Annotated in this window: 9 protein-coding genes and 1 tRNA gene; 4 read left to right on the top strand and 6 right to left on the bottom strand. The window is 36.9% G+C overall.

All coding sequences use genetic code 11. The annotated features are described in order from the left end of the window. The coding region (locus ACIQ6Z_RS08440; protein ID WP_396210456.1) for a class I tRNA ligase family protein at positions 1-1,592 on the top strand (1,592 nt) is incomplete at its 5' end. 115 nt (positions 1,593-1,707) lie between these two features. Here ACIQ6Z_RS08440 and ACIQ6Z_RS08445 read toward each other — a convergent pair. Further along, complete coding sequence (locus tag ACIQ6Z_RS08445; protein WP_396210457.1) at positions 1,708-2,268, bottom strand: hypothetical protein; 561 nt, start codon at positions 2,266-2,268, stop codon at positions 1,708-1,710. 110 nt (positions 2,269-2,378) lie between these two features. Between ACIQ6Z_RS08445 and ACIQ6Z_RS08450 the strand changes: the two genes are divergently transcribed. Further along, positions 2,379-3,269, top strand: coding sequence for a winged helix-turn-helix domain-containing protein (locus ACIQ6Z_RS08450; RefSeq protein WP_396210458.1), 891 nt, complete (start codon positions 2,379-2,381; stop codon positions 3,267-3,269). A gap of 52 nt (positions 3,270-3,321) precedes the next feature. Here the strand turns inward: ACIQ6Z_RS08450 and ACIQ6Z_RS08455 are convergent, their stop codons facing one another. From ACIQ6Z_RS08455 to ACIQ6Z_RS08465, 3 genes are all read right to left on the bottom strand, one after another. Further along, positions 3,322-3,528, bottom strand: a complete 207-nt coding sequence (locus ACIQ6Z_RS08455; protein ID WP_396210459.1) for a helix-turn-helix domain-containing protein — start codon at positions 3,526-3,528, stop codon at positions 3,322-3,324. A gap of 3 nt (positions 3,529-3,531) precedes the next feature. After that, a complete protein-coding gene (locus ACIQ6Z_RS08460) occupies positions 3,532-4,083 on the bottom strand; it encodes a DUF2975 domain-containing protein (RefSeq protein WP_396210460.1) in 552 nt (183 codons plus the stop codon). A gap of 76 nt (positions 4,084-4,159) precedes the next feature. Next, on the bottom strand, positions 4,160-4,732 hold the full coding sequence (locus tag ACIQ6Z_RS08465) for a pentapeptide repeat-containing protein (RefSeq protein ID WP_396210461.1): 573 nt from the start codon (positions 4,730-4,732) through the stop codon (positions 4,160-4,162). Positions 4,733-4,893: 161 nt separating this feature from the next. On the opposite strand from ACIQ6Z_RS08465, the gene ACIQ6Z_RS08470 reads away from it, so the two are divergent. Both ACIQ6Z_RS08470 and ACIQ6Z_RS08475 read left to right on the top strand, forming a co-directional pair. After that, a tRNA-Ala gene (locus tag ACIQ6Z_RS08470) sits at positions 4,894-4,967 on the top strand. Between the two features lie 22 nt (positions 4,968-4,989). Beyond that, positions 4,990-5,301, top strand: coding sequence for a hypothetical protein (locus tag ACIQ6Z_RS08475; RefSeq protein WP_396210462.1), 312 nt, complete (start codon positions 4,990-4,992; stop codon positions 5,299-5,301). Between the two features lie 84 nt (positions 5,302-5,385). Here ACIQ6Z_RS08475 and ACIQ6Z_RS08480 read toward each other — a convergent pair whose 3' ends face one another. Then, positions 5,386-6,144, bottom strand: a complete 759-nt coding sequence (locus tag ACIQ6Z_RS08480; RefSeq protein WP_396210463.1) for a TIGR02757 family protein — start codon at positions 6,142-6,144, stop codon at positions 5,386-5,388. Positions 6,145-6,243: 99 nt separating this feature from the next. Continuing rightward, complete coding sequence (locus ACIQ6Z_RS08485; RefSeq protein WP_396210464.1) at positions 6,244-6,909, bottom strand: ABC transporter ATP-binding protein; 666 nt, start codon at positions 6,907-6,909, stop codon at positions 6,244-6,246. Positions 6,910-7,059 lie beyond the last annotated feature (150 nt).

Here is a 7,059-nt window from a genome sequence, read left to right on the forward strand (position 1 = left end):
AAGCCGTAATCGAACCTCGTTTATCGGATCAATGGTTCTTAAAAATGGAAGATTTGGTAAAACCAGCCATTAAAGCCGTTTTAGAATCCGATGATGTTACATTATACCCAAGCCGTTTCAACAATACTTATGCGCATTGGTTGAACAACATTCGCGATTGGAATATTTCGCGCCAATTGTGGTGGGGACAACAAATTCCAGCCTATTACTACGGGGACGGAAAAGAAGATTTCGTAGTAGCTGAAACCAAAGAAGAAGCTTTAGCTTTAGCACAAGCCAAAACCAACAATAAACAATTAACCATAAACGACTTAACACAAGACGCGGATGCGCTTGACACGTGGTTCTCTTCTTGGTTATGGCCAATGGCGGTTTTTGGTGGGGTTTTAAACCCAGAAAATGAAGATTTTAAATACTATTATCCTACCAATGATTTGGTTACCGGACCCGATATTTTGTTCTTTTGGGTAGCCCGTATGATTATTGCAGGGTATGAATATGCGGGAGAAAAACCATTTTCAAACGTATATTTAACCGGATTAGTTCGTGATAAGCAAGGGCGTAAAATGTCTAAGTCGCTTGGAAATTCACCTGAACCACTCGGATTAATTGAAAAATTTGGTGCCGATGGAGTTCGCGTGGGATTGTTGTTGAGTGCTTCGGCCGGAAACGACATCTTATTCGACGAAGAATTGTGCAACCAAGGAAAAGGGTTTGCCAATAAAATTTGGAACGCCTTCAAACTGATCAAAGGATGGGAAGTAGCCGATATTGCCCAACCCGAATCGTCTAAAGTAGCGATTGAATGGTACGAAGCCAAATTGCAACAAACCTTAGTCGAAATAGAAGATAACTTTGATAAATACCGTTTGTCGGATGCCTTAATGGGCATTTACAAATTGGTGTGGGACGATTTTTGTTCGTGGTTCTTAGAAATGATCAAACCAGGATACCAACAACCAATTGACCGCGCTACGTTTGATAAAGCGATCGAAATGTTGGAAAACAACTTGAAGTTGTTGCATCCATTCATGCCGTTTTTAACTGAAGAATTGTGGCACCACATAGCCGAAAGAACACCTGAACAAGCGTTGATTGTAGGGGAGTGGCCAACAGCCAAACCTTTTAATGCGCAATTGATTGCTGATTTTGATTTTGCAACCGAAGTCATTTCTGGCATTCGAACCATTCGTAAAGACAAAAACATACCGTTTAGAGATGCCATTGAATTGCGTGTGATGAATAATGAAAAAGCCGCAACCTATTTTGATTCGGTTGTGCAGAAGTTAGGAAATGTTACAACTTTAGAGTACGTTTCAGATAAAGTAGACGGAGCCTTATCGTATCGTGTGAAATCAAATGAATATTTTATACCAATTACAGGCGCTATTGATGTGGAAGCAGAAATTACAAAATTAACCGAAGAGTTAAACTACACCAAAGGATTCTTACGCTCGGTGCAAGGCAAATTGTCTAACGAGAAATTTGTAGCCGGCGCACCCGAACAAGTGATTGCCAACGAACGCAAAAAAGAAGCTGATGCTTTGGCAAAAATTGCGATGATTGAGCAAAGTTTAGCCGGTTTGAAATAGTATATTTTAGTATAAAAAATGAATCCCGAGTTTGCACTCGGGATTTTTTATGTTTATTGTGGGCACGGATTACAAATCCGCGCTATCGTTTTTTTTTTGCTAAACGTTGAATATTTTAACACCGATTATTTTTACTCAAATCGCGTTTAAACAATACTTTGTTGTCTTTGGCAATATAATCGCCCCTAATAATCAAATAGGGATGGTTGTTAGAATACCCCGCACTGCGGCTTTTGAGGCTAATTTTATCGTTGACTTGCAAGCTTTTCAATCGTTCAAACTCTTTAGAAACAAATTGCATCATGTAGGTTTCGCCTTCAATTTGCACCAACAGCCATTTCGGACCTTTTCCTTTTGCTCCTTCACGCTCAAAGGTAACCGAAGTTACTACGGCTTCCATGTTTGTGAATTCTTGAAGTTGCTTTCTTATTTTGTCATGGCTGGCTTTTACTTTTTTTCCTTCTGGAGAATTTTGCCATTTTTTGTATTGAATGCCGTCTGGTGAAGCTTCCCATTTTGCTTTAGCCTCAAGATTGGCTTTTTGTTGCGCTTCGGTTAGCGGTTGGGGTTCCGGTTTTGAAATAGTCGTAGTTTCTTTTTTTTCTTCACAATTGGTGAACAATTGCCCGCTAATTACAAATAACACAATAGTAAGTGCTGTGAAGATTCTTTTCATATTTTTCATAGTCATTTAATTTATGTTGCGAATGTACAGTTATATTTTTCAGACCTAGGATTTGGTATTGTAAATAAAAATGTAAACTTTGTAAATATTTAATTTACACGATGCAATTTAGTCAATTCTTACGCTCTATAAACCGAAAAGCCCTATTTTTAGTGCTGCCACTTTTCTTTATTGCCGTTAGTTTTGTGGCTATTGAGGCAAATCCGGCTGCTGGTTTTGAACGTTCCAAAAGAGAAGTTTTACTCCGCAGAATTGGTCATGAGTTGCTTTTGCAATCGGGCGATACTACCTCTCGAGTACTTCCGGTAGTTAAAATAAACGAAAATGAATACCAAATAAGGTTTGAAAACGAGCTTACTTTTCAAACAGCATCACTTGTAAGTATTACGAAAAGCATACTAATCAAAGATCCAAATGCTCAAGATTATATTGTTAATGTGCTCAACTGTTCTAATTCAAGTGTAGTTTATGCCTTTGCCATTTCCAAGAATCAAAAAGATGATATTGTATCATGTATTGGAAGAAGACAGCCCAAAGCCTGTTATGTTATTTCCATTCAATTTAATGAAACACATACTAATGGATCCCGTTATGCTTATTTTTTTGGAGGGTTAGCTTTAATGGTCTTATTGGTTTTTGCGTATAGTAAAGTAGTAAAGCCAAAGAAAACAGCGCCTAAGGTTTTCCATGACAAGAGCTTTGCCCTTGGTTCGATTTTATTTGATGCACAAAAGCGGCAATTGTTGCATAACGAAGTCAGCATCGATTTGACGGATACCGAAACCCGTTTGATGCTCATTTTTGCCCAATCACCCAATCAGATCATTGAAAGAAGTAGGTTGCAAAAAGAAATTTGGGAAGATGAAGGCGTTGTAGTAGGGCGAAGTTTAGACATGTTCATTTCAAAACTTCGAAAAAAACTAGAACTTGATGCCAACATAAACATTGTAGTGATTCGCAGCAAGGGCTATAAACTTGAAATTAGCGAATAAGTTTCTGCTAATAATCCTTTTGTGCTATAGAAAACAGAATATTTTTCTTTCGTTATTCCTCCACAAATTCTAACAAATCTCCCGGCTGACAATCCAACACCTTGCAAATGGCTTCGAGTGTACTAAAGCGCACAGCCTTAGCCTTACCCGTTTTTAAAATGGACAAATTGGCTAGGGTAATGTCTACCTTTTCCGAAAGTTCGTTGAGTGACATTTTACGTTTTGCCATCATGACATCTAAATTGACTACTATGGCCATAATTTATACTGTTAATTCGTTTTCATCTTGCAGCTCAATACCGCGTTTAAAAATTTGGGCAATGACAAAAAGAATGATTCCCATAAACAACCAAATTTCATGTTCTCGCAAAGAAACTTGACTGCTTTGAGGCAAACTAAGGTGTACCGATTGCAATTGGGCGATCAAAAGCATCCCGCCAAAAAGCTGAACCAAGCCAATTGCTAACGAAATATATGAAAGACGGAAGATGAATTTACAAACTTCTGAATTGAAAGGACGATCTAAATTTAATTTTTTGTCGTGCAGAATTTTTACGATCCAATAAAACAGCAAGGCTTGTAATACAGTTACCACAGAAATTAAGACCGTAAACTGAATGAAATAACTTTTACCCGAGAGGTACAATTGGGATAAGTCCATATTGTTCCAAAAATGATTGGCACCTTCCGGATTGATGCATAAGGTAAAAAAGGTGTTGAATATAAAACCACCTGCTTTGATGCAAAGTCCAATAAAGATGACCCAGGCGATTGCATATAAGATACGAAGCATTTGCTTTGAACTAATTTTCATTTGATGAAAGTTTTGAATTAAGCAGCAAATATCAATAAATATTTATTGAAAAACAATAATTTTAAACAATTATTTTTTATTTAATCACCAAGTCGTATTTCTGCAACAGACCCGCCAGATTTTCAGAGGAAAAAATAGCTCTTTTTAGTTTGTTTTTTTCAGGATCAATAGTAAAGTCATAACTGGTCGAAAAATCGGTTTTAAGCGCTGTGGTACCAATAAATACCGCGTGTCTTAGATTGCAATTATCAAATAAAGCTTCTGTTAAATCACTTTCCATAAAATCAACGGCTACCATACTGCAATTGATGAATTGCATTTTTTTAAGTTTCAAACTATAAAATTGGGCATAATCCAACAAACTGTCTTTGAAATGAAATTCATATAAAATTTGATCGGTCATGGCAAAGTTAACGGCTGTAAAATCGCAATTGGTAAACCATACATCACGCAACGATACATGATTGATTTTGGTGTTTTTAAAATTACAATCAAAAAAATTACAATCAATAAAGGTTACGGCGGTAAACGAACACGCTCTAAAATCGCAACGGGTAAACGTGCAATTTTCATATTCTTTAAATTTCACATCTTCTTCCTTATAAGTAAGGTCGGCAAATTGTTGGTCGGTAATATAGTCAGCGTGCATGGTAAGGTATTAATGGGGTAAAACTACAGCATTTTTTTATGGTTTCAAAAGAATCTTTCGTTCGGTTACTACACTTTATATAGTTTGAAATTTGACAAAAAACGAAATGAAAACTTTATTTTATTTATTCATAAAAATACTTATATTCGCAGAGAAATTTTGGGGGATTAGCTCATTTGGCTAGAGCGCTACGCTGGCAGCGTAGAGGCGACCGGTTCGAATCCGGTATTCTCCACAGTCGAATCAAAAGAATTTTTATGAGAAAAAATATTTTATTTGTTTTTACATTGAGTATGTTATTGTCGTCTTGTTCTAAAGACGAAAATAATTCTGCTAAAGTTTATAAAGTTTTCTACTTAGCTTCTTGTCTCAGTAATTCTGTTGAAAATGTCAGCAATGATGATATTTACATTGAATTTGATTCACCTTCTTTTACCCCTTTAGTTAATAAATGGTATAAAGATGAAACTGATGTTTTTTATTTTAAATTTAGCGACTTAACCCCTGTTCAGGGAGATCTTAGTCAACGGATATTGATCTCTCAGCATTACGATACATATTGCCAATAGTACGTATTTAATGTGTGATTTTGAATAGGAAGTATTTTAAGTATTTTTAAATAAAATAATATTTAAATTAAGTAGAAACTTTTTTTAAAATCCTTCAAAAACGCCTAATCCAAACAAGGCAAAATCGTATTTTACGGGATCTTTTGTATCTAAAATCCGCAATTGGGAATCGAGTTCAACGACTGCTTTAGCGTCATTTTGTGTGCGGTGCAGTAGGCCTAACTTTCGTGCTACATTGCCCGAATGAACGTCTAAGGGGCATGACAATTGAGCCGCTTCAATGTTTTTCCAGATCCCTAAGTCTACACCTTTGTTGTCTTTTCGTACCATCCAACGCAAATACATGTTGATGCGTTTGGCTGCAGAGCCATTTAACGGATCCGAAATGTGTTTTTCAGTACGCATGGCATGACCTATTTCAAAAAAATGGGATTTAAAAAGGGCAATGGAATGCTGCAGGCTAGGCGTGGGTTGGGAAAATACGCCTTCTAACCCGTTATGGTTTTGATAAATGTGTTGCAAGCCTTTGATGAATCCGACAAAATCGGTTCCGTTGAAGGTTCGGTGTACGAATTGCGATAGGTTTTCCAATTGTTCATCGGTGTGACTCATCACGAAATCGTAGGGCGAATTCCCAAGCAACTGCATCATTTTATGGGCGTTGTTGATGATCATCTTTCGGTTGCCCCAAGCTATGGTAGCAGCCAGAAAACCCGAAATTTCAATATCTTCTTTTAAGGTATACAAATGCGGAATCTGAACGGGGTCGCTCGTAATGAAATTTGGATTGTTGTACAACTCAACCTTTTCGTCAAGAAATTCTTTTAACTCGGATGGCGTCATTTTTTTAACATATAAGTCATATAAGTTCTACAAACGTAAATGTACTTTTAATACGTTGGCAAGTTCATTTAAGCTAGTGTGACTTATCGGTTAATCAATTTAAATGGTTACAATATTTCCATCCACCATGGTCAGTTTTCGATCGGCCATATTAGCCAATTCTTCATTGTGGGTCACAATTACAAAGGTTTGGCCAAATTCATCACGCAGTTTAAAAAACAATTCGTGTAAATTTTGGGCCGAAGTTTTATCCAAGTTGCCTGAAGGTTCATCGGCAAATAATACGGCAGGTTTGTTAATCAAAGCACGGGCTACAGCTACGCGTTGTTGCTCACCACCAGAAAGTTCGCTGGGTTTGTGCTGCATGCGATCGGCTAATCCCAAATACGATAATAAGTGTTTGGCTTCGGCTTCAACCGTCGCTTTGTCTCTTTTAGCAATAAATCCAGGAATGCACACATTTTCTAAGGCCGTAAATTCGGGAAGCAATTGGTGGAATTGAAAAATAAATCCCAAATGGGTGTTTCTAAATTTGGACAAGGCTGTATCATTCAAATCCAAAACCGATTGTCCGTTGATTTCTAGTTCGGTATCGTTTTGTTTGTTGGGGTGATCTAAGGTGCCTAAAATTTGCAACAACGTGGTTTTGCCCGCTCCCGAGGCGCCTACAATGGAAACAACTTCTCCTTTACGGATTTGCAAATCAACTCCTTTTAATACGTGTAAGGAGTCGTAATATTTGTGTAGATTTTTTGCCCGGATCATGCCTTTAGATTTTCACAAAGAAACGAAGTTTTTTAACGAATAAAAAATCATTTTTATCCCCAATTCGGGCTACCAAAAGATAAAGTTACGTTAAAATGATAATTTTGTTTATTATTTTACTACTTTTGTTAAACAAAAATATTATTTATG

This window comes from Flavobacterium sp. (assembly GCF_044376915.1).
Classification (GTDB): Bacteria; Bacteroidota; Bacteroidia; order Flavobacteriales; family Flavobacteriaceae; genus Flavobacterium.

Bases quoted from the DNA above. Each gene is read 5' to 3' on its own strand.
- ACIQ6Z_RS08455 (WP_396210459.1), bottom strand. From the start codon at position 3,528: ATGGCCATAGTAGTCAATTTAGATGTCATGATGGCAAAACGTAAAATG.
- ACIQ6Z_RS08460 (WP_396210460.1), bottom strand. From the start codon at position 4,083: ATGAAAATTAGTTCAAAGCAAATGCTTCGTATCTTATATGCAATCGCC.
- ACIQ6Z_RS08480 (WP_396210463.1), bottom strand. From the start codon at position 6,144: ATGACGCCATCCGAGTTAAAAGAATTTCTTGACGAAAAGGTTGAGTTG.
- ACIQ6Z_RS08465 (WP_396210461.1), bottom strand. From the start codon at position 4,732: ATGCACGCTGACTATATTACCGACCAACAATTTGCCGACCTTACTTAT.
- ACIQ6Z_RS08485 (WP_396210464.1), bottom strand. From the start codon at position 6,909: ATGATCCGGGCAAAAAATCTACACAAATATTACGACTCCTTACACGTA.
- ACIQ6Z_RS08475 (WP_396210462.1), top strand. From the start codon at position 4,990: ATGAGAAAAAATATTTTATTTGTTTTTACATTGAGTATGTTATTGTCG.
- ACIQ6Z_RS08445 (WP_396210457.1), bottom strand. From the start codon at position 2,268: ATGAAAAGAATCTTCACAGCACTTACTATTGTGTTATTTGTAATTAGC.
- ACIQ6Z_RS08450 (WP_396210458.1), top strand. From the start codon at position 2,379: ATGCAATTTAGTCAATTCTTACGCTCTATAAACCGAAAAGCCCTATTT.